The organism is Achromobacter ruhlandii (genome assembly GCF_902859695.1).
In the GTDB taxonomy this organism is placed as follows: Bacteria; Pseudomonadota; Gammaproteobacteria; order Burkholderiales; family Burkholderiaceae_B; genus Achromobacter; species Achromobacter ruhlandii.
Genome location: NZ_CADIJL010000003.1, coordinates 41,559 through 61,469, shown reverse-complemented (window position 1 = coordinate 61,469; position 19,911 = coordinate 41,559). Strand labels below are relative to the sequence as shown.

Annotated in this window: 19 protein-coding genes and 4 tRNA genes; 4 read left to right on the top strand and 19 right to left on the bottom strand. The window is 65.9% G+C overall.

All coding sequences use genetic code 11. The features are described 5' to 3' along the window. Positions 1 to 154: 154 nt before the first annotated feature. The 15 genes from rplL to hisN all read right to left on the bottom strand — a co-directional run bounded on the left by rplL (position 155) and on the right by hisN (position 10,468). Positions 155 to 535 (bottom strand): 50S ribosomal protein L7/L12, encoded by a 381-nt coding sequence (gene rplL, locus HV742_RS04645; RefSeq protein WP_006389590.1) that lies wholly within the window; start codon positions 533 to 535, stop codon positions 155 to 157. A gap of 81 nt (positions 536 to 616) precedes the next feature. Then, positions 617 to 1,141: a 50S ribosomal protein L10 gene (gene rplJ / locus HV742_RS04640; protein ID WP_006389589.1), complete on the bottom strand. Its 525-nt coding sequence runs from the start codon at positions 1,139 to 1,141 to the stop codon at positions 617 to 619. Positions 1,142 to 1,411: 270 nt separating this feature from the next. Next, a complete protein-coding gene (rplA, locus tag HV742_RS04635) occupies positions 1,412 to 2,113 on the bottom strand; it encodes a 50S ribosomal protein L1 (protein WP_006389588.1) in 702 nt (233 codons plus the stop codon). 2 nt (positions 2,114 to 2,115) lie between these two features. Continuing rightward, positions 2,116 to 2,547 carry a 50S ribosomal protein L11 gene (gene rplK / locus HV742_RS04630; RefSeq protein ID WP_006389587.1) on the bottom strand — a complete coding sequence of 144 codons (432 nt, stop codon included), beginning with the start codon at positions 2,545 to 2,547 and terminating at the stop codon, positions 2,116 to 2,118. A 61-nt stretch (positions 2,548 to 2,608) separates the two neighbouring features. After that, positions 2,609 to 3,142 carry a transcription termination/antitermination protein NusG gene (gene nusG, locus HV742_RS04625; protein ID WP_006389586.1) on the bottom strand — a complete coding sequence of 178 codons (534 nt, stop codon included), beginning with the start codon at positions 3,140 to 3,142 and terminating at the stop codon, positions 2,609 to 2,611. Between the two features lie 9 nt (positions 3,143 to 3,151). Next, positions 3,152 to 3,532 carry a preprotein translocase subunit SecE gene (gene secE / locus HV742_RS04620; protein ID WP_006389585.1) on the bottom strand — a complete coding sequence of 127 codons (381 nt, stop codon included), beginning with the start codon at positions 3,530 to 3,532 and terminating at the stop codon, positions 3,152 to 3,154. Positions 3,533 to 3,595: 63 nt separating this feature from the next. Continuing rightward, a tRNA-Trp gene (locus HV742_RS04615) sits at positions 3,596 to 3,671 on the bottom strand. A 151-nt stretch (positions 3,672 to 3,822) separates the two neighbouring features. After that, entirely contained in the window at positions 3,823 to 5,013 is a 1,191-nt protein-coding gene (gene tuf, locus HV742_RS04610) for an elongation factor Tu (RefSeq protein WP_054495833.1), read from the bottom strand. A 68-nt stretch (positions 5,014 to 5,081) separates the two neighbouring features. Then, a tRNA-Thr gene (locus HV742_RS04605) sits at positions 5,082 to 5,156 on the bottom strand. A gap of 12 nt (positions 5,157 to 5,168) precedes the next feature. After that, positions 5,169 to 5,242 (bottom strand) — tRNA-Gly (locus tag HV742_RS04600). A gap of 150 nt (positions 5,243 to 5,392) precedes the next feature. Beyond that, positions 5,393 to 5,479, bottom strand: a tRNA-Tyr gene (locus HV742_RS04595). 113 nt (positions 5,480 to 5,592) lie between these two features. Then, the gene (locus tag HV742_RS04590) at positions 5,593 to 6,756 is read right to left on the bottom strand and encodes an iron-containing alcohol dehydrogenase (protein ID WP_175144595.1); all 1,164 of its coding nucleotides are present in this window, start codon (positions 6,754 to 6,756) and stop codon (positions 5,593 to 5,595) included. A gap of 20 nt (positions 6,757 to 6,776) precedes the next feature. Next, positions 6,777 to 8,168: an aldehyde dehydrogenase family protein gene (locus HV742_RS04585; RefSeq protein WP_059268680.1), complete on the bottom strand. Its 1,392-nt coding sequence runs from the start codon at positions 8,166 to 8,168 to the stop codon at positions 6,777 to 6,779. A 43-nt stretch (positions 8,169 to 8,211) separates the two neighbouring features. Beyond that, positions 8,212 to 9,597, bottom strand: coding sequence for a glutamine synthetase family protein (locus tag HV742_RS04580; protein ID WP_175144594.1), 1,386 nt, complete (start codon positions 9,595 to 9,597; stop codon positions 8,212 to 8,214). A 64-nt stretch (positions 9,598 to 9,661) separates the two neighbouring features. Beyond that, positions 9,662 to 10,468 (bottom strand): histidinol-phosphatase, encoded by an 807-nt coding sequence (gene hisN, locus HV742_RS04575; protein WP_175144593.1) that lies wholly within the window; start codon positions 10,466 to 10,468, stop codon positions 9,662 to 9,664. Between the two features lie 215 nt (positions 10,469 to 10,683). On the opposite strand from hisN, the gene HV742_RS04570 reads away from it, so the two are divergent. Genes HV742_RS04570 through HV742_RS04555 form a run of 4 tightly spaced genes read left to right on the top strand, consistent with a single transcriptional unit; the run spans position 10,684 to position 15,252 of the window. Beyond that, the gene (locus HV742_RS04570; RefSeq protein WP_053086031.1) at positions 10,684 to 11,694 is read left to right on the top strand and encodes an ABC transporter substrate-binding protein; all 1,011 of its coding nucleotides are present in this window, start codon (positions 10,684 to 10,686) and stop codon (positions 11,692 to 11,694) included. 51 nt (positions 11,695 to 11,745) lie between these two features. Further along, positions 11,746 to 12,753, top strand: coding sequence for an ABC transporter ATP-binding protein (locus tag HV742_RS04565; RefSeq protein WP_175144592.1), 1,008 nt, complete (start codon positions 11,746 to 11,748; stop codon positions 12,751 to 12,753). Positions 12,754 to 12,790: 37 nt separating this feature from the next. After that, entirely contained in the window at positions 12,791 to 14,473 is a 1,683-nt protein-coding gene (locus tag HV742_RS04560) for an ABC transporter permease subunit (protein ID WP_175144591.1), read from the top strand. Between the two features lie 17 nt (positions 14,474 to 14,490). After that, complete coding sequence (locus HV742_RS04555; protein WP_059268689.1) at positions 14,491 to 15,252, top strand: DeoR/GlpR family DNA-binding transcription regulator; 762 nt, start codon at positions 14,491 to 14,493, stop codon at positions 15,250 to 15,252. A 7-nt stretch (positions 15,253 to 15,259) separates the two neighbouring features. Here the strand turns inward: HV742_RS04555 and HV742_RS04550 are convergent, their stop codons facing one another. From HV742_RS04550 to HV742_RS04535, 4 genes are all read right to left on the bottom strand, one after another. Then, positions 15,260 to 16,261 (bottom strand): Bug family tripartite tricarboxylate transporter substrate binding protein, encoded by a 1,002-nt coding sequence (locus HV742_RS04550; protein WP_054430969.1) that lies wholly within the window; start codon positions 16,259 to 16,261, stop codon positions 15,260 to 15,262. Between the two features lie 166 nt (positions 16,262 to 16,427). After that, entirely contained in the window at positions 16,428 to 18,023 is a 1,596-nt protein-coding gene (locus HV742_RS04545) for a rhodanese-like domain-containing protein (protein ID WP_175144590.1), read from the bottom strand. Positions 18,024 to 18,025: 2 nt separating this feature from the next. After that, the gene (gene metC, locus HV742_RS04540) at positions 18,026 to 19,237 is read right to left on the bottom strand and encodes a cystathionine beta-lyase (RefSeq protein ID WP_175144589.1); all 1,212 of its coding nucleotides are present in this window, start codon (positions 19,235 to 19,237) and stop codon (positions 18,026 to 18,028) included. Positions 19,238 to 19,242: 5 nt separating this feature from the next. Continuing rightward, positions 19,243 to 19,830, bottom strand: a complete 588-nt coding sequence (locus HV742_RS04535; RefSeq protein ID WP_054418885.1) for a cysteine dioxygenase family protein — start codon at positions 19,828 to 19,830, stop codon at positions 19,243 to 19,245. Between the last annotated feature and the right edge of the window lie 81 nt (positions 19,831 to 19,911).

Below are 19,911 nucleotides of genomic sequence, written 5' to 3'. Positions count from 1 at the left end.
GACTCGAGGTTGCATGGGCCGTCAACCACGGCCCCAGGTGATACGACTCCAGGAAACCCCTCTGGAAAGGGCATGACCCCAGCAGGGGTTTCCTGGAAACGCAAAAGCCCGGGGACGGCAAATTGCGCTGTCCCCGGGCAAATTGACGCAGGTCTTACTTGACTTCGACCTTGGCGCCAGCTTCTTCCAGCTTCTTCTTGGCGGCTTCGGCGTCAGCCTTGGCAACGCCTTCCTTGACGGGCTTCGGCGCGCCGTCGACCAGGTCCTTGGCTTCCTTCAGGCCCAGACCGGTCAGCTCGCGCACGGCCTTGATGACGGAAACCTTGTTGGCGCCGGCTTCAGCCAGGACAACGGTGAACTCGGTCTGCTCTTCAGCAGCGGCGGCAGCGCCACCGGCGGCCGGAGCGGCCACGGCCACAGCGGCGGCAGCAGCCGACACGCCGAACTTCTCTTCCATTTCCTTGATCAGCTCGGACAGTTCGAGCACGGTCATGCCAGCGATGGCGTCAAGGATTTCAGCTTTGTTAAGTGCCATTTTTAAGAACTCCAAATATTGGGTAATGCCAGGGTTTGGGTGTCGCTCGGTCGTTCAGCGAATTTCCGTGAAGGGCGGGGATTAAGCCGCGGCCTTCTGGTCGCGCACGGCGGCGAGGCCACGGGCGAACTTGGTCGGAACTTCGTTGAGCGTACGCACGAATTGCGCGATGGGGGCTTGCATGGTGCCCAGCAGTTTCGACAGCAACTCTTCGCGCGAGGGCATGGTGGCCAGAGCCTTCACGCCTTCTTGGTTCAACAGGCTGTTGGGCAGAGCGCCCGCCTTGATGACCAGCTTGTCGTTGCTTTTCGCGAAACCTGCGAGGACCTTGGCCGCCGTAACCGGGTCAGCGCTGATGCCATAGATCAGCGGACCGGTCAGTTGCTCGGCCAACGGCTCGAAAGCCGTGCCGGCAACAGCACGACGGGCCAGCGAGTTCTTCAGAACACGCAGATACACGCCCGATTCACGCGCAGTTTTGCGCAGTACGGTGACAGAGGCGACGTCCAGACCACGGTACTCGGCGATAACAATCGATTGCGCCTTGGCCACTTCGGCCGAGACTTCCTCGATTACCACCGCTTTCTCTTGACGATTGAGACTCACGGTTTGAACACTCCATCAAAAGACGCCTGGGGCCGGAGCCTTGCGCGTCAACCGAATGCGGCGCCTGGTCGAGTTCTTCGGGTAAAGAAATCTTCCTGGGGACGCCGTCTACGCTGGATCCGAACTGTGCGAGCTTCGGGATTAAGCGGGGCAGCGAGGGTACTGCTTCCAGCGGAAGGAGAACCTTCGCGCTGACCTGCTCCAGCGGTCTTTGACAGCAGCATCCGGAGGAATCCGGATGCGGCCCAAAGTACGTTTACAACTGTTGGCTTAGTTGGTAGCCGACAGCGAGGCAATTTCCACGCGCGCACCGCCGCCCATCGTGGACGAAACGGCCAGCTTGCGCAGGTAGATGCCCTTGGCAGCGGCGGGACGAGCCTTTTGCAGGGCGTCGACCAGCGCGGCCAGGTTGGTTTGCAGCTGTTCCACGCCGAACGACGCGCGGCCGATCGTGGCGTGGATGATGCCGGCCTTGTCGGTGCGGTACTGAACCTGACCGGCCTTGGCGTTCTTGACGGCGGTGGCGACGTCGGGGGTCACGGTGCCGACCTTCGGGTTCGGCATCAGGCCACGCGGGCCCAGGATCTGACCCAGGGCGCCGACGACACGCATCGTGTCGGGCGAGGCGATGACCACGTCGAAGTCCATTTGACCGGCCTTGATCTGGTCAGCCAGGTCGTCCAGGCCGACGATGTCGGCGCCAGCGGCCTTGGCGGCCTCGGCCTTGTCGCCTTGGGCGAACACGGCGACACGGACCGACTTGCCGGTGCCGGCGGGCAGCACGACCGAGCCGCGGACCAGTTGGTCCGACTTCTTCGGGTCGATGCCCAGCTGCACGGCCACGTCAATCGATTCGTTGAACTTGGCGACAGCGGTTTCCTTGACCAGGGTCAGGGCTTCGGCGACCGGGTACAGCTTGGTGCGGTCGATCTTTTGCGCAATGGCGGCGGCGCGCTTGCTCAGTTTTGCCATGATTAGATCCCCTCAACCGTGATGCCCATGCTGCGGGCGCTGCCAGCGATCGTACGGACGGCGGCGTCCAGATCGGCGGCGGTCAGATCGGGGCCCTTGGCCTTGGCGATTTCTTCAGCTTGCGCGCGGGTCAGCGTGCCGACCTTGTCGGTATGCGGCTTGGACGAACCCTTTTGCACGCCGGCGGCCTTCTTGATGAGGACCGTCGCGGGCGGGGTCTTCATGATGAAGGTGAAGCTCTTGTCGGCGAAAGCGGTGATCACCACCGGAATCGGCAGACCAGGCTCCATGCCTTGGGTCTTGGCGTTGAACGCCTTGCAGAATTCCATGATGTTCAGGCCACGCTGACCCAGGGCCGGGCCAATCGGGGGGGAGGGGTTAGCCTTACCAGCCGGCACTTGCAGCTTGATAAAGCCGACGATCTTCTTCGCCATGCTTTGCTCCTTGCGGGTTATATCGCCCTAGCGCGCGGCCAGGGCTCCCCGGGGGTTGAAATCAGGTCTTTTCGACCTGGCTGAAATCCAGTTCGACGGGGGTGGCACGACCGAAGATCGTGACAGACACGCGAACCTTGCTCTTTTCGTAGTTGACTTCTTCGACGTTGCCGTTGAAGTCCGCAAACGGACCTTCCTTGACCCGAACCATCTCGCCCACTTCGAACAGGATCTTGGGGCGGGGTTTCTCGACGCCCTCTTCCATCTGGGAGAGGATCTTTTCGACTTCCTTTTCGGAAATCGGGGTCGGACGATTGCCCGAGCCACCCAAAAAACCGGTGACGCGGTTAGTGTTCTTGACCAGGTGCCACGTTTCGTCGGTCAGGTCCATTTCAACCAGGACGTAACCGGGGAAAATGCGGCGCTCGGTGATCGACTTCTGGCCACCCTTGACCTCGACGACTTCCTCGGAGGGCACAAGAATGCGGCCGAAAGACGTTTGCAGGCCCGCGCGCTCGATGCGCTCGTTCAGGGCCTTGTGTACGCTTTTTTCCATGCCGGAGTACACATGGACGACATACCAACGCTTACTCATTCGCCGTCCTTATTTCCAGCCCAACAACAGGCCGTAGAGAATCCATTCGATGCCCTTGTCGAGCACCCACATGAAAATGCCCATGACCGCCACGAACGCGAAAACGATGCCCGTCATCTGGGTCGTTTCCTTGCGGGTCGGCCACGACACACGCTTGACTTCGTTGTAGGACTCGCTGGCAAAGCTCAGGGTGCGACGGCCGGGTTCGCTGAACCAGGCGATCACGGCTGCGATCACGAGGCCGCCGACAAAGACGCCGATACGGGCAGGCATCGGCTGTGCGCTGAGCACGGAAAACCCGACGATGCCAGCAATAACGACAAGAACCGCCAGCCCGAGCTTGACCCGGTCGGCGGTACTGGTTACGGTTTCTACGCTGGTATTAGACATATTGCGACGCGAGCCGCCTGAATGCGTAACTCGCGATGATCTCCCGCGGGTTTATCCTGGCGGTGGCAGGGGCAGTAGGAATCGAACCTACAACCTTCGGTTTTGGAGACCGACGCTCTGCCAATTGAGCTATGCCCCTAAAACTCACACATCACTACACGTGCACTACACTTTCGCCGTTCCTGCCAGGCCGCCACGCGTAGCGGCTTGCGGAACCAAACATCATACTACTTTTACAGCAAAGATGGATAGAGGGACTTGAGAGTCCACTCTACCCATCCGGGTATTGCTTACTTCAGGATCTTGGCGACGACGCCGGCGCCGACGGTACGACCGCCTTCACGGATGGCGAAACGCAGGCCTTCTTCCATGGCGATCGGGGCCAGCAGCTTGACGGTCATCGTCACGTTGTCGCCCGGCAGGACCATTTCCTTGTCGGCCGGCAGGTCGATCGTGCCGGTCACGTCCGTCGTGCGGAAGTAGAACTGGGGACGGTAGCCGTTGAAGAACGGGGTGTGGCGGCCGCCTTCTTCCTTGGACAGGATGTACACCTCGGAGGTGAAGTCCGTGTGCGGGGTGATCGAGCCCGGCTTGGCCAGAACCTGGCCGCGCTGGACGTCTTCACGCTTGGTGCCGCGCAGCAGGATGCCCACGTTGTCGCCAGCTTGACCTTGGTCCAGCAGCTTGCGGAACATTTCCACGCCGGTGCAGGTCGTCTTGACCGTCGGGACGATACCGACGATTTCGATTTCTTCGCCGACCTTGATCACGCCGCGCTCGATACGGCCGGTCACCACGGTGCCGCGACCCGAGATCGAGAACACGTCTTCGACCGGCATCAGGAACGCGCCGTCAACGGCACGCTCGGGCGTCGGGATGTACGTGTCCAGGGCTTGGGCCAGCGACAGGATCGCTTGCTCGCCCAGTTCGCCCTTGTCGCCTTCCAGCGCCAGCTTGGCCGAACCCTTCACGATCGGGGTGTCGTCGCCCGGGAAGTCGTACTTGCTCAGCAGTTCGCGAACTTCCATTTCCACCAGCTCGAGCAGCTCGGCGTCGTCAACCATGTCGGCCTTGTTCAGGAAGACGATGATGTACGGCACGCCAACCTGGCGGCTCAGCAGGATGTGTTCACGCGTTTGCGGCATCGGGCCGTCAGCGGCCGACACGACCAGGATCGCGCCGTCCATCTGCGCCGCGCCCGTGATCATGTTCTTGACGTAGTCAGCGTGGCCCGGGCAGTCAACGTGCGCGTAGTGACGCGTTTCCGTTTCGTACTCGACGTGCGCCGTGTTGATCGTGATGCCGCGAGCCTTTTCTTCAGGTGCCGCGTCGATCTGGTCGTAGCCCTTGGCTTCGCCACCGAACTTGGTCGACAGAACGGTCGTGATGGCCGCCGTCAACGTCGTTTTGCCGTGGTCAACGTGACCAATCGTACCCACGTTCACGTGCGGCTTGGTACGTTCAAACTTGCCTTTTGCCATGGCTGACTCCTGACCTGGATTGCGCTTTTGACTGAAGCTGCTGACTGAAGAAAAGACTTTGGAATTTGTGGTGCCCATGGCGCGGATCGAACGCGCGACCTCTCCCTTACCAAGGGAGTGCTCTACCACTGAGCCACATGGGCATGTGTACTGCTTGGAGCGGGTGAAGGGAATCGAACCCTCGTCGTAAGCTTGGAAGGCTTCTGCTCTACCATTGAGCTACACCCGCGGCTGTCCTTTCACCACCTCACTATCTATCCCAGACTTTCAAAACTAAGGCCTTGGAGAACCAGCCACCTTCGTTGCGAAGGCCGCCCAGTTCCCTAGGCCTACATTTTAAAATCCAGGCAAACATCGCCTGGATTCAGGTTTGGGTCTCTGGTGGAGGAGGTTGGATTCGAACCAACGTAGGCGCAAGGCCAACAGATTTACAGTCTGCCCCCTTTAACCACTCGGGCACCCCTCCAGCGGAGAACTTGAGATTATGAACACTTTCAAATCCGCTGTCAAACGCCTGGGACGAAAAATATTCAAAACTTTCGTTCTGCCTGCCGCGTTTCCGCGCAGAGGGGGCGAAGCTTACAAGATTCCGCGAACGGCTGCACGAAAAAGTTCGGCGTACTGGTCCGGGGTGTAGGTGACCGGGTTGGTACCGCCGGACGGATCCTCGCTGGCCATGCGCCCTATCCGCTCGGCTTGTGCGTCGTCGATGCCGATATCGGCCAGGGTGTGCGGGATGCCGACGGTCTCGCGCAACGCCAGCACCCAGTCGAGCACGGCGCCGGGACTGTCGTCCGGCAACGCCAGGTAGCGCGCCAGCGCCTGCAGCCGCGGCGCGACCGCGTGCTGGTTGGCCTTGAGCACGTAAGGCATGAGGATGGCGTTGAGCATGCCGTGGTGGGCGTCGTACAACGCCCCCAGCGGATGCGCCAGCGCGTGCATCGCGCCGAGCCCGCGCTGGAATGCGGTGGCGCCCATGCTGGAGGCCACCAGCATCTGCTGGCGCGCCTGCAGGTCGGCGCCATCGGCCACGGCCTGCGGCAGGTATTCCTTGATCATGCGCATGCCTTCCAGCGCGATGCCGGCGGCCATCGGATGGAAGAACGGCGAACAGTAGGCCTCGAGGTTGTGCGACAGCGCATCCATGCCGGTGGCCGCGGTGATGCGCGGCGGCAGGCCGACGGTGAGCTCGGGATCGAGGATGACGATGGCGGGCAGCATGCGCGCGTGGAAGATGATGCGCTTGACCTGCGCCGCCTCGTCGGTGATGACAGAGGCGCGCCCCACTTCCGAGCCCGTGCCCGCGGTGGTCGGCACCGCGACGACTGGCGCCATGCCGGCCACGTTCACGCGCAGGTAGTTGTCACCCACATCTTCGAAGTCCCACAGCGGACGTTTCTGTCCGGCCATCAGCGCGATGGCCTTGGCCGCGTCCAGCGCCGAGCCGCCGCCGAACGCGATGACGCCGTCGTGGCGGCCTTCGCGATAGCGCGCCACGCCATCGTCCACGTTCTTGCCGGTGGGGTTGCCCTTCACTTCGTGGAACAGGCCGCATTCGAGTCCGGCCTGGCGGCAGCCGCGCACCGCATCGGCGATCATGGGCAGCGCGGCCAGGCCGGGATCGGTGACCAACAAGGGGCGCGCCATGCCGAGTTCGCGGCACCAGTCGGGCAACTCCTTGATGCGGCCGGGGCCGGCCTTGATGGCGGTGGGATAGTTCCAGTTGACGCTGGGGACGGTCATATCGGCTCCTGGTCGCGCGCTCAGGCGTTGCGGCGCAGATGGAAGGATTTGGCTTGGGTGAGCTGTTCGTAGCCGACGCGCGACAACGAAACGCCGCGGCCGGTTTGCTTGACGCCGGTCCACGCCAGGGCGGGATCGAGGTAGTCGCAGCGGTTCATGAAGACGGTGCCGGTGCGCAACTGGCGACCGAGGTGCAATGCGGCCTCTTCATCCTGCGTGAAGATGGCGGCGGTCAGGCCATAGGGGCTGTCGTTCATCAAGGCGACCGCCTCTTCGTCGCTGTCAACCGGCATCACGCCGACCACGGGGCCGAAGCATTCATCGTTCATCACGCGCATGCGGTGGTCGACCTGCGTCAGCAGCGTCGGCGCCACATAAGGCGTGCCGGCGCGCGCGGCGTCGAAACGCGTGGCATCGACCAGATTGCGGGCGCCGCGCGCTTCGGCTTCGGCGATCACCTCGCGCACCTCGTCGGCAGCGCGCGTGCGCACCACCGGACCGAGCGTGGTGTCCGGCTGCAAGGGATCGCCCAGCACGTACTCCTGGGTCAGCGCCGCGGCGCGATCGATGAAATCCTGGTAGCGGTCGCGCGCCACGTAGATGCGCTGGATGCCACAGCACGATTGGCCGGAGTTGAAGAAGGCGCCGTCGACCAACGTCTCGACCGCGTGCGCCAGATTGGCGTCGGCGCGCACATAGGCGGGGTCGTTGCCGCCCAGCTCCAGGCCCACGCCGATGAAGCGGCCGGCGGCGGCCTGCTCCACGCTCTGGCCGCCACGCACCGAACCGGTGAAGGACACGTAGCCGATCTCGGGCGCGCGGATCAGGCGTTGCGCGATGTCGTGGTTCGCGTGCAGGTACTGGAACACGCCATGCGGCACGCCCGCTTCGCTGAAAGCGCGGCCGATGAGCTCGGCGCACAGCGGGGTCTGGTCGGAGTGCTTGAGGATGACGGTGTTGCCGGCCATCAGCGCCGGCACGATGCTGTTCACGGCCGTCAGCAGCGGATAGTTCCACGGCGCGATCGTCAACGCCACGCCGATCGGCTCGCGGCTGATGAAGCGCGTGAAGCCCGCGATCTCGGGCACCTGGATCGGCGCCAGCGCTTCGGCGGCGATGCCGATCATGTGGCGCGCGCGCGCCTCGAAGCCATCGACCTCACCCGGCGTGTAGCGCAGCGGACGGCCCATCTGGATCGTGATGGCCCGCGCGATCTCGGCCTTGCCCGCGACAAAGCGCGTCACCGCCTCGGACAGGATGCGGCCGCGCTGCTCGATGCCGAGCGCGTGCCAGGCACCCTGCGCGGCCTGCGCGTCGGCCAGCGCCTGCGCGACCTGCGCCTCGCTGGCGTAGGGACGGCGCACGACTTCGCGGCCGTCGATGGGACTGATGGTGATGAGTTCCTGCGTCATGGCGACCCTGTGCATGCGTGGAGAAAAGATGAAGCGGCGGCGTTCAGATGATCTCGAAATAGCGAGCCAGTTCCCAGTCCGTGACGTGACGGCGGAACTGGCGTTCTTCCCATTCGCGCGTGGCGGCGTAATGCTCGACGAAGGCATCGCCGAACAGCTCGCGCGCGGCTTCGGATTGGCGCAGGCGCTGCGCCGCTTCCCACAACGTCGTGGGCAGGCGCAGGTGCTCGGGAAACTGCTGCGTGTAGGCGTTGCCCTGCACCATCGGTTCGGGTTGCAGGCCCAGTTCGATGCCGCGCAGGCCCGACGCCAGCGCGGCCGACAGCGCCAGGTACGGATTCGCGTCGGCCGAGCCGATACGCACTTCGACACGCTGTGACTTGTCGCTGCCCGGGATGAGACGCAGCGCGGTGGTGCGGTTCTCCATGCCCCAGGTCGCGTCCAGCGGGGCCCAGTAGCCCGGCACCAGGCGCGAATAACTGTTGATGGTCTGCGCGTATAGCGCCATGAATTCGGGCAGGTAGCGCTGCACGCCGGCCATGAAGGCTTCCTGTGTCGCGCTCATGCCGTGCGGGCGCGACTCGTCGTGGAACGCCGAGCGGCCGCTGGTGCGGTCGCGCAGCGACAGATGGATGTGACCGCTCTGGCCGGGATGATCGTGCGACCACTTCGCCATGAAGGTGGCCATCAGCCCATTCTGCTGCGCCAGCGCCTTGGTGAAGGTCTTGAAGAGGAAGGCCTTGTCGCCGGCGGCGGCGGCCTGGTCGACCGCGATGGCCGCCTCCAGCACGCCGGGACCGGTCTCGGTATGCAGGCCCTCGATCGGCATGTCCATGCGCTCGCACATGTCGAGCAGTTTGCGGTAGAAATCGCCCTGCACCGTGCTGCGCAGCACCGAGTAGCCGAAGTTGCCGGGGGTCCAGTTCTCCATGTCGCGGTAGTGCTTGGCGCGCACCGAGTGCGGCGTCTCGCGGAACATGAAGAACTCGTATTCGAGCGCGGCGTAGACCTCGAAGCCCATGCCGGCGGCGCGGTCCAGCGTGCGGTGCAGCAGGCGGCGCGGGCAGATGTCGGCGGCGGGGCCTTCGAACTCGGCCAGGAACAGCAGCATGTCCTCGCCGCCGGGCCCCTGCTCCAGCGGCAACCGGCGGCAGGTGCTGGGTACGATGCGCAGCTTGGCATCGGGATAGGCCGTGTGCCAGCCGGTGTACTTGGTGTTGTCGTAGAGCTGGTCGTCCAGGTCCCAGCCGAACACCACGTCGCAGAACGCCAGCCCGCCGCGCAGCGCGGCCAGGAATTTGTCGCGCCTGACGTACTTGCCCAGCATGACGCCATCGACGTCGGACAGGCCGATCTTGATATGCGAAAGCGTGCTGGCCTGGACCAGCCGCTCCGCGTCTTCCACCGTTGCTACCCCTAGTGCATGCATGGCTCGTTCACCTTGTCGTGGCTGAAGCGTTGCGTTGACGTGCGGGGTCGCGGGGCGCGGTGTTTCAGGTCACGGCCGCCCCCAGCATCCGCATCGCCTCGCGATGCAGTTGCGGCGTGGCGGCCGCGATCACGCGGCCCTGCGACGCGAGGCCTAACGGCTGCCCCGACCAATCGGTAATGACGCCGCCCGCGCCTTCGATCACGGGCATCAGCGCCAGGTAGTCATACGGCTGCAGGCCGGCCTCGACCACCAGGTCGACATGGCCGCTGGCCAGCAGGCCATAGCTGTAGCAATCGCCGCCATAGCGGCGCATGCGCACCGAGCGCGCCAGCGCCTCGAACGCGTCCAGGTCGGCGCCTTCGAAGATGTCGGGCGAGGTGGCGTAGAGAATCGCCTGGTCCAGTTCGGTGCAGGGGCGCGCGCGGCAGGGTTCGCCGTTCAAGCGCGCGGGCGAACCGGCAACGCCCAGCCAGCGTTCGGCCATCATGGGAATGTCGATCAGGCCCAGCACCGGGCGGCCGCGGTGCAGCAGGCCCAGCAACGTGCCCCACAGGGGATTGCCGGAGATGAAGGCGCGGGTGCCGTCGATGGGATCGAGCGACCACACCCACTCGGCCTCCGCATGGCTGGCGCCGTATTCCTCGCCGAAGATGCCGTGATCCGGATACTGGCGCGCGATGGCTTCGCGCAGCGCCTGCTCGACCTCGCGGTCGGCACGGGTGACGGGACTTTCATCCGCTTTGGTTTCGACCATCAGGGGGTGGCGGAACCACTGGCGCGACAAGGGCCGGACCTGGTCCGCCAGCGTCTGGGCGAACGAGGAAAACGCGGCCAATTGCTGCGCGGTGGGCAGCGGCGAAGTTTGCATGACGAGCTCCGAGGCGTAACGCGGCGCGGAAAGACCCATGCGATTCGGGTTTTTCCAGTCTAGACACGTTGCCACAAATTTGCAAATATACCTAAAAACGCAACCCGGGAAACGCAACGTTTCCTCGCGCAACCCTACCGCCCCGCCCCGCAGGTCGCCGTTCGCAGAAAAGCAGCTCATCGCCGTTGCCGTGTATTCCTTTCCGGAGTCCCATCATGCAATGTAAGAAGAAGCTTGGTCTCGTGGTTGCAGTGATTTCCCTAGGTTTGACCCAGGCCGTCCACGCTGGCGCCATCACCGTCTACACCGCGCTGGAGGAAGACGAGATCGCCGCCTACCTGAAGGCCGCCAATGCCGCGCTGCCGGACGTGAAGGTGAACGTGCTGCGGCTGTCCACCGGCGACCTGGGCGCGCGCCTGATCGCCGAGGCCGGCAATCCGCAGCAGGACGTGATCTGGGGATTTGCCGTCAGCAACATGCTGGATCCGCGCCTGCAGAAGCTGCTGGAGCCCTATGCGGCCAAGGGCATCGACGCCCTGCCGGCGCAATACAAGGCCGCCGACAACAAGTGGTTCGCCGCCACCGGCTACGTGGCCGCGTTCTGTGTCAACACCGACCGGCTCAAGTCCAAGAACCTGCCGATGCCGACCTCATGGGAAGACCTGACCAAGCCGGTCTACAAGGGCGAGATCGTCATCCCCAGTCCGGCCGCATCCGGCACCGGTTATCTGCAGATCGTGGCGCTGCTGCAGGGCCTGGGCGCCGAGAAAGGCTGGGCGCTGCTCAAGGACCTGGACAAGAACGTGGCGCAGTACACGCCGTCGGGTTCCCGCCCCTGCAAGATGGCGCGCGCCGGCGAGTATGCGATCGGCGTGTCGTTCGCGTTCCCGGCGATGCAATCGATCGAGGAAGGCTTTCCGGTGAAGATGGTGATCCCGTCGAAATGGGTGGGCTACGAACTCGAAGCCTCCGGCCTGATGAAGACGTCGAAGAATCCCGCGGACGCCAAGCGCTTCCTCGACTGGACGCTGTCGGCGCAGGCCGGCGGGCTGTACAGCAAGTACAAGGAACTGGTGACGATTCCCGGCGCCGCCCCCAACAAGGCGGCCGAAGCCGCGGGCTTGCCCAAGGACCTGACCGCCGTGCTGTATCCGGTGGACTTCCAGAAATCGGCGGCGGAACGCGACGCCACCATCAAGACCTGGCAGGACACCATCAAACGCTGACGGCGCGCGCGGCCGGCGCCGCCGGCCGCCACGCCACCGCCTGGAGCGGCCATGTACCTGGAATTGCGCGGGATCCGCAAGACCTTCGACGGCGCGGTGGCGCTGGAAGGCATCGACCTGTCGGTGGGCGAACATGAATTCGTCTGCCTGCTGGGACCCAGCGGCTGCGGCAAGACGACCCTGCTGCGCATCGTCGCCGGGTTGCTGCCGTTCGACAGCGGCACCATCACCCTGGGCGGAAGCGACCTGTCGGCGCTGCCGGCGCGCAAGCGCGGCTTTGGCATCGTGTTCCAGTCGTATTCACTGTTTCCCAACATGACGGTGGCCGAGAACGTCGGCTACGGGTTGCGCATCCGCGGCGAGACGCGCGAGCGCATCGACGCACGGGTGCGCGAATTGCTGGCGCTGATCAAGCTGCCGGATTATGCACAGCGTTATCCCCACCAGTTGTCCGGCGGCCAGCAGCAGCGCGTGGCGTTGGCGCGCGCGCTGGCGGTGGACCCGGCGCTGATCCTGCTGGACGAACCCTTGTCGGCGCTGGATGCGCGCGTGCGCACCGACATGCGCGCCGAGATCCACGAGGTGCAGCGCCGCCTGCGGATACCGACCATCATGGTGACGCACGACCAGGAGGAAGCGCTGACGCTGGCCGACAAGATCGTGTGCATGAATGACGGCCGCGTCGAGCAGGTGGGAACGCCCTCCGATCTGTATCTGCGGCCGAGCACACGCTTCGTCGCCAACTTCGTCGGCCTGAGCAACCTGCTGCCGACCGACTGGGTGCGCGAGGCCATGCCGGCGTTGCTGGCGACCCGGCCCGATGGCGCCAGCGAGCGTTTCGAGGCCTGCCTGCGGCCGGAAAGCCTGCGCATCGCCGCCGACGAGCGCGGGCCGGGCCGGGTGCGCGAAATGACCTTCATGGGCAACCTGACGCGCGTGCGGGTGGACTGGCGAGGCCGCGAGTTGCTGGTCGAACAACAGGGCGCGGCAGGCTTGTCGCAGGGCGCGCCCGTGCGGCTGGACATGGCGCCGGAGCAATGCGCCTGGGTTCGCGTATGACTGCGTCCGCCACGCCGGCACGCGCGGGAGTCCGAGTATGAATACGGTTCGTATCGGCGCCGCCGCGTCGTCCCGCGCCGGCCGCGCGTCCGTGTCGCTGGACCGGGTGTTGCTCTGGACCTGCGTTGGCATTCCGATGGCCGGGCTGGCGTTGTTCTTCCTGTATCCATTGGCCACGGTCGGCTGGCGCAGCCTGGTGGAAAAGGACGGCGCTATCGGCCTGGGCAATTACGCCGAGGTGTTCGCCACCCGCGGCATCCTGACCGCCACCGCCAACAGCCTGACGATGAGCGCGGCCACCACCGTCGTCAGCCTGCTGCTGGGCTTTGCCATCGCTTTCGGGCTGGACCGCAGCCGCATGCGCGGCAAGGCGCTGGCGAAACTGGCGCTGGTGCTGCCGCTGCTGGCGCCGTCGCTGGTGCAGGGGCTGGGGCTGATCTTCCTGCTCGGCCGTAACGGCTTGGTGCATCGCTGGACCGGGTGGGAATTCGATATCTACGGCTTCTGGGGCCTGCTGATCTCGAACGTGTTCTACGCCCTGCCCCAGGCCGTGCTGATCCTGCAGGCGGCGCTGCGCAACACCGATGCGCGTTATTACGACGCGGCCGAGGTGATGGGCGCGTCGAGCGCGCGGCAGTTCTTCGACATCACGCTGCCCAACTGCAAGTTCGGGCTGCTGAGCGCGGCGTTCGTCGTGTTCGTCATCACCATCACCGACTTCGGCAACGCCGCGGTGATCGGCGGCAACTATCGTGTGCTGGCCACCGAGATCTACAGCCAGGTGTCGGGGCAGATGAATTTCGGCATGGGCTCGGTGGTCGGCATCCTGCTGCTGCTGCCGTCGCTGATCTCGGTGCAGATCGAACGGGTGGCGTCGCAGCGCCAGTTCGGCGCCGCCTCGCCCAGCGGGCTGCGCGTCACGCCGCAGCCGGCGCGCGGCCGCGACCTGGCGTTCACGGCCGGCGTATTGCTGTGCGCCAGCGCCATCGTGGTGACGGTGGGCACGGTGGTGTTCGCCAGCTTCATGCGGCTGTGGCCCTACCGCATGGAGTGGACTTTGAAGCACTACGACATCACCGTCAGCGGCGGTTATGCGCCGTTGTGGACCTCGCTATACCTGTCGCTGGCGGCCGCGGCCGGCGGGGTGCTGCTGCTGTTCTTCCTGACCTTCGGCGTGTGCCGCATCCCGCGCGCCTGGGCCAAGCTGGTGTACCTGGTGTCGGTGCTGCCGGTGGGCGTGCCGGGGCTGGTGCTGGGGCTGTCGTACATCTTCGCCTTCAACTCGCCCGCCAATCCGCTCTACGCGCTGTACGGCAGCGCCGCGCTGATCGCGCTGTGCAACTTCTACCACTATCACACGCAGGGCTTCCTGACGATGATGACCGGCATGCGCGCGGTGCCGCAGGCGCTGGAGGAGGCGGTGAACTGCCTGGGCGGCGGCACCCTGCAGGTGCTGCGCGACGCGGTGCTGCCGCAGATCGCCCCAACGGTGCTGGGCGTGTTCTTTTTCCTGTTCATGCGTTCCATGGTGACGCTGTCGGCGGTGATCTTCCTGGTCACGCCGTCGGTCAGCGTCGCGCCGGTTTCCGTACTGCGGCTGGACGAAGCGGGGTTCGTCTCGCAGGCGGCGGCCTATTCGACGCTTATCATGCTGGTCGTGGGCGGTTCGCTGCTGGCGATGCGCGCGTTGATCGCGCTGCCGACGCGACGCCGCAAATAGATTAGGAAGCATCCGATATGTGGCAAGAAGAGCGGTATCAGAGAATCCGCGCCCTGCTGTCTTCGCTGCAGCAGGTATCGACCGACCGTATCGTCGGCGAATTGGGGGTATCGCGGGAGACCGTCCGGCGCGATCTGCTGGAACTGGAGGCGATGGGCGAATTGCGCCGCGTGCATGGCGGCGCGGTGCCGGTGCACAGCGAGCCGCCGATCACCGAGCGCGTGCACACCCGCGTCAAGTACAAGCGCGCCATCGCGCGCGCCGCCGCCGGCCTGGTGACGAGCGGCCAGACGCTGTTCCTGGACGCCGGCAGCACCACCAGCATGCTGGCGGACGAACTGGCCAAGCTGAGCGGCCTGACCCTCATCACCAATTCGTTCGACGTGGCGCTCAAGGTCGGCGCCGCCGGTAGCGGCGCCAATGAACTCATCATGCTGGGCGGATCGGTGGGCGGGCCAGTGTGCGCCACCGCCGGCGACATCACCATCGCCGAAATCCACCGCTACCGCGCCGACGTGGCGTTGCTGTCGCCGGTGGGCGTGGATGCCGAATGCGGCGCCACCAGCTACGACCTGCGCGAAGCCGAGGTGGCGCGCGCCATGGCGGCCAACGCCAAACAGCGCATCCTGCTGGCCGACTTCAGCAAGATCGGCCTGTGCAGCCGGGTGTCGTACTGCGAGGTGAACCGCATCGATCACCTCGTCACCAACACCAATGCGCAGAAGCAGCCGGCCTTCGCGGCCCTGAAGAACGCGGTCGGCAAGATGCTGGTGGTGTAGCGCCGCCTCAATCCACCGACACGCCCGCAACCTTCACCATGTCTGCCCAGTACGCGGTGTCCTGCTGCAGGCGCTTGCCGAACGCATCGGGCGCGCTGCCGACGGGCTGGCTGCCGCCGGCCTGGATCTTGGCGATGACGTTAGGCGACTTCATGGCCTGCGCCACCGCCTGCGCCAGGTAGGCGACGCGTTCGGGCGGCGTGCCGGCCGGCGCGAACAGGCCGTACCAGTCGTCGGCCGTGATGCCGTCCATGCCGGATTGGCCAAGCGTCGGCGCGCCCTTGAAGATGCCGATGCCGTTCTCATGGCTCAGCGCAAGGATGCGCAGCTTGCCGGCCGCCACCATCGGCTCGGCCGAGGCCGGCGAGGTGATCAGCATGTCGACCGTGCCGCCCATCAGGTCGGTGATGGCGGGCGCGGCGCCACGGTACGGCACGTGCACCAGCTTGACGTTGGCCTTCTGCGACAGCAGCGCCCCCATCAGGTGGCTCATGGTGCCGTTGCCAGGCGTGGCGTAGGTGATGACGCCCGGCTGCTTGCGCGCGGCGTCCAGATAATCGCCCAGCGATTTGTAGGCGCTTTCGCTGCGCGCCACCAGCACTAGCGGTGCCGAGGTGATCTGCGAGATCGGCACGAAATCCTTGAGCGGATCGAAGCCCACGTTCTTGTAGAGGCGCGGGTTGACCGCCATGACGCTGGTCTGCGACATCACCAGCGTGTAGCCATCGGGCTTGGCGCGCGACACCTGCGAGGTGCCAACGTTGCCGCCCGCGCCGGAGCGGTTTTCCACCACCACGCTCTGGCCGATAAGGGCGCCCAGTTCCTGCGCGATGAGACGCGCCACGCCATCATTGCCGCCCCCGGGCGGGAACGGCGACACCACGGTGATCGCCTGCTTGGGATAGTCGGCCAATGGCGCCGGCGCCTGGGCGTGGGCGTTCATCCCCCAGGCCAGGCAGGCCAGGGCCGCGGCGGTCTTGCAGGCATGCTGCAGGTTGAGCTTGTTCATCGGTATTTCCCCTTGTGGTTGGCGGCCGGATGCTCGGCCGTCCATTGCATTTCGGTTCGCCATGAACCGTCCGCGCCCCGCCGTCGAAAGCGTCGGGGCGTGCTGATCGGATGAAGCGTTGCGCGCGGCCGCCATGGCGGCCGCGAGGGTCATGCAGTCGCGGCGGTCACCCGGCCGGGAAGCGGTAGGCGGCGCGTTCGCGCGCGTCGATCTGCTTGACCAGGTTGGTCTCCCAGGCGAGGTACTGGCGCGCGGCGGCCTTGTTGCCGTCGTGGCGGTCGTGCACGAAGAACAGGTAGTCGATGCAATCGGCGTCGGCCGGTTCGGCCGGCGTGGACACCAGCGCCAGGCCGGCAGCCGACCAGCCCGCGGGCGTGCCCAGGTTGGCCTTGACGTCGCGCACGCCGAGCGCGCGCAGGTCCGCCGCGGCCCAGGCGGCCACCGCGCGCTCTTCGGCCAGCAGCACCAGCGGACGCGAGGGATCCAGCGCCAGGTCGGCAAAACGCGGCCGCACCGACCAGCGCGCCCCATCGATGTGCTGCGCGCGATAGCGCATGCTGGGACGGATGTCGAGCAACTGGGCGCCTTGCGCCTGCGCGTCGACCAGGGCCGCGTCGTCGAGCAGCGTCAACGCGGGCTCCGCCGCCGGGGCGAGCGGCGCTTGCAGGTCGGCGGCCACGCCTTCCCGCAACACGCTCGCGTCCCAGCCCATCTGGCGCAGCCAACTGGCCACCACCGGCGCGCGCACGCCTTCGCCATCGAACACCACGATGCGTGCGCCGCGCACCGCCAGGTATTGGTCGGTGGCCTGGATCAACTGGCCGCCAGGCGTGTGCTGGGCGCCTGGCAGCGAGCCGCGCGCGAATTCCTCGGCGCTGCGCACGTCGCACAGGAAGGTGCTGCGGCTGGCGTCGTCGAGCCATGCGCGTACCTGCGCGGCATTCACTTCCGGCACGCCATGACGACGCGCCAGGCCGGCCGAGCGCTGCGCCAGGTCGGGCAGGTCCGCGGCGGCCACCGTGTCGTCGTAGCGGCGGCTGGCGCCGTGGTCCAGCTTGAAGTCCGCCAGATACCAACCCTGCGTGCCGTTCTCCAGCGCATAGACGGGGTTGGGCACGCCCAGGTTGATGAGCGTCTGCGCGCCGATGATGCTGCGCGTGCGGCCGGCGCAATTGACCACGATGGTGGTGTTCGGGTCGCGCGCCAGCGTGTGGGCGCGCAGCGCCAGCTCGCCGTTGGGGCAGCAGATGCCGCCGGGAATGCTCATCTTCTGGTACTCGCTGTAGGGCCGGCCGTCCAGCACGACCAGGTTGTCGCCACGGCGCTGGCGCTCGGCCAGCTCGGCGGCGCTGATGCGCGGGGTGTGGAAAACCTCTTCGGCCAGTTCGCCAAAGGTCTTGCTCGGCACGTTGACCCCGGCGAAGGCCGCATAGCCGTCGCGCTGCCATTGCGCGATGCCGCCGGCGAGGCGATAGACCCGCGTGTAGCCCAGGGCGCGCAACGCTGTCGCCGAACGCGCGGCGACGTCGTCCTCGCCACCTTCGTCATAGACCACCATGCGCACGTCGCGGCGCGGCGCCAGGCGCGCGATGTCGGCCTCGAGCCGGCTGAACGGCACGGGCGCCGCATAGAACAGATGGGACTCGCCATACTGGCCGTGTTCGCGCACGTCCAGCAGCGCAATCTCGCCGCCGTCGTGCAGCCAGCCCTTGAGGGTGTGCGAGTCGATATCGGCCAGTTTCAGGTCGGAATGGGAATGCATCGTTAAATCCGCAGGGAATCGGGAGAATGGGAGTTCGGGGCCTGCAGGCTCGGCCGCAATTGGCCGAATGCCTGTTCGAGGTCGGCGATCAGGTCGTCCGGGTCCTCCAGGCCGATATGCAGGCGCAACATGGCGCCGTGCGCGGCGACGGGCAGGGAACGCGCCTTGGCCAGATTGACGGGAATCACCAGGCTTTCGAAGCCGCCCCAGGAGGCGCCGATGCCGAACAGGCGCAGCGCGTCGATGGCGCGTTCCATGTCGGCGTCGGCGATGCCGGCGGCGAACTCAAGCGTCAGCAGGCCGTTCGCGCCGGAGCATTCGCGCCGCCAGACCGCATGCGCGGGATCGTCGGGCAAGGCCGGGCACAGCACGCGCGCCACTTCCGCCCTGCCCTGCAGCCACTGGGCCACGCGCAGGGCGCTGCGGGCGTGCTGCGCCATGCGCAGCGGCAGCGAACGCATGCCGCGCAGCACCAGGAAGGCGTCGTCGGCGCCGACGGTCTGGCCGAAGTCGATGCTGGCGCGTTCCAGCGCGCGCCAGGCGCGGGCATTGGTCACCACCGCGCCCATCATCACGTCGGCATGGCCGCCCAGGTATTTGGTGGCGGCGAGGATCGAGATATCCGCGCCCAGCGCCAGCGGCTGGCATAGCAATCCCGACGCCCAGGTGTTATCCACAGCCAGCCAGCAATCGTGGCGCCGCGCCAACTCGGCCAGCTGCCGCAGGTCCGGCATCTCGTAGGTCAGCGAGCCGGGCGACTCGGCATAGATCATGCGCGTGTTGGGACGCAGCAGCTGCGCCAGGCCGGCGCCGTCCGGCCGATAGAAGGTGAATTCGATGCCCAGCCGCGCCAGGTGCTCGGCGCAGAAGCGGCGCACCGGTTCATAGACCGCGTCGGTCACCAGCACGTGATCGCCGGCGCGCAGATAGGCCAGCAGCACGACGGCGATGGCGGCCTGACCCGTGGGATACAGCTGGGCGCGATGGCCCTGCTCCAGCTCGACCAGCGCGTCTTCCAGCGCGTGCGTGCTGTCGGTGCCGCGCGCGCCGTATGACGGCAGGCGTTCCTGTTCGCGGCGGGCGCGGGTGTCACGCCAGGCCGCGACGCTGTCGAACACATAGGTGCTGGCGCGCGTGACCGGGGTATTGACCCAGCCGGCATGGGGACGCCCGGCGCGCAGCAGGCGCGTCGCGGGCCGCAGGGGCTTGTTCATGATGCTCAGCGACGCGTCTGCACGCCGATCGGCATGACCTTGCAGGTGCCTGCCGCCAGGTCGAAAGCGAGTCGTTCGGTCAGCGTCTCCAGGGCGCGGCCATACATGTGCAGGTGGCGGATGACGCTGTCGCCCTGGATCTCGACGGCATGGATGTCGTCGGGCATCAGCGCGATGCCGGTGCCGGGTCCCACCACCACGGTGCCGGTCTTTTCCAGGCGGCCCACGCCCGGCACCGAACCGTCGTCGGTGCGGTCGTAGACGTAGTTGTATTCCACCCCTTCCACGGCGGCGATACAGGCCCAGGTGGTGTGGTTGTGCGGCACGATCTGCTTGCCGGGGCGCATCACGTTCAGGTAGAGCGCGTAGCGCTTGTCGGCGTCTTCGCCGATCAGGTAGCGCGCCTGGCGCTCGCCCTCTTCCGGCGCCGGGTAGCGGTCCTGGCCCCACCAGTCGGTGTGGCTGGCCAGGCCGATCAGCTCATCCAGCACGGCCTTCAGGCTGTTGCGGTTCAGGCCCTTATTTCCTAAAGTATTTTTAATATTTCCGATGGCAGTGTCGATGCCCTGCTGGTGGGGGTGCGTGGTGCTCACAGTGATTTTCCCTCGTGTTCCATGAGTTATTTCAGCCACTGTATCGCCGCAAGCGAGGTCCAACAATTTAAATTGCCTTAA